Genomic DNA, 1,236 nt, shown 5'->3' with positions numbered 1-1,236 from the left:
TGAGCTGCTACCCGAGTCTGGACCACCCGGCTGGCCTCTCCCGGGGGGTCTGCCGATCAGGGCGGGCCATGAGCCGCTGACCGATCTGTGAGCTCGATCGGGACCTTGTTGCCGATCGCGCTGTGGGGTCGAACCTCGTTGTAGTCTCTACGCCAAGCCTCGCATTTTCGAACTGCGTCGTCGAGGCTCATGAACCAGTGCGTGTTCAGGCACTCGGCCCGGAACTTGCCGTTCAGGCTTTCGATGAAGGCGTTGTCGGTGGGCTTGCCGGGGCGGGAGAAGTCGAGCGTGACGTCCCGCTGATAGGCCCAGAGATCGAGATCGCGGGAGATGAACTCGCTCCCGAGGTCGACCCGGATGGTCTTGGGCAGGCCGATCTCGCGGCCGACCCGATCCAGGACGGCGATCACGTCCGGAGCCCGGAAGCTGAACCGCGGCACGATCGCCGGGGAGAAGCGGGAGTAGGCGTCCACGACCGTTAGGATGCGGATCTTGGTCCCGGTCGCGAGTTGGTCATGGACGAAGTCCATGGCCCAGGTCTCATTGGCCCGGACCGGCGGACGGCGGTCGTCCCGGAGCTTGGCCTTCACGCGCCGCTTGGGCACCTTGTTCCGCAGCTGAAGGCCCAACTCCTTGTAGAGCCGGTAGACGCGCTTGGCGTTGATCTCCCAGCCCTCTCGGCGGAGCAGGACATGGACACGACGGTAGCCGTAGCGCACCCGCGTCTCGGCAATCTCCTTGATCCTTTTGGCCAATGCAGCCTGCGAGCGACGCCGGGCCTTGTAGTGGTAGCTCGACCGCTCCGCCCGAAGCACCTGACAGGTCCGACGAATGCTGACCTTCCAGGTGGCTCGGACCTCGTCGACGAGCTGGCGCCGCCTCGCAGGCTTCAGAGCTTTTTTGCAAGCACGTCCTGAAGCATGGCCTTGCCCAGGCTCAGGTCGGCCACGAGCTTCTTCAGCTTTGCGTTCTCGTCCTCGAGCTGGCGCAACCGACGCATCTCGGACGGCATCAGGCCCGCATACTTCTTGCGCCAGGCATAGAAGGTCGCCTCGCTGATGCCGGCCTTGCGGCACACCTCGCCGACCGCGCTCCCATCCTCCGCCTGCTTCAGCACAAAGGCGATCTGGGCCTCGCTGAACTTCGATCTCTTCATGGTCTCTCTCCGTCTCCTCGGCCCAAGCCTAAACTGGAAAAGTCCAGCTCGGCGCGGTCCAGAAAACGGGCAGCAGGTCA

Annotated in this window: 1 protein-coding gene; it reads right to left on the bottom strand. The window is 64.4% G+C overall.

The annotated features are described in order from the left end of the window. Positions 1-56: 56 nt before the first annotated feature. Positions 57-1,156 (bottom strand): IS3 family transposase gene (locus tag J2Z33_RS18075; RefSeq protein WP_209843643.1). Its coding sequence is split into 2 segments (ribosomal slippage): positions 57-895 and positions 895-1,156, totalling 1,101 coding nucleotides; the frame shifts between segments, so codons are not numbered across the junction. Between the last annotated feature and the right edge of the window lie 80 nt (positions 1,157-1,236).

Origin of the sequence: Rubellimicrobium aerolatum, assembly GCF_017872975.1 — a bacterium.
GTDB lineage: Bacteria > Pseudomonadota > Alphaproteobacteria > Rhodobacterales > Rhodobacteraceae > Rubellimicrobium > Rubellimicrobium aerolatum.
This window is presented reverse-complemented; position numbering and strand designations above follow the sequence as displayed.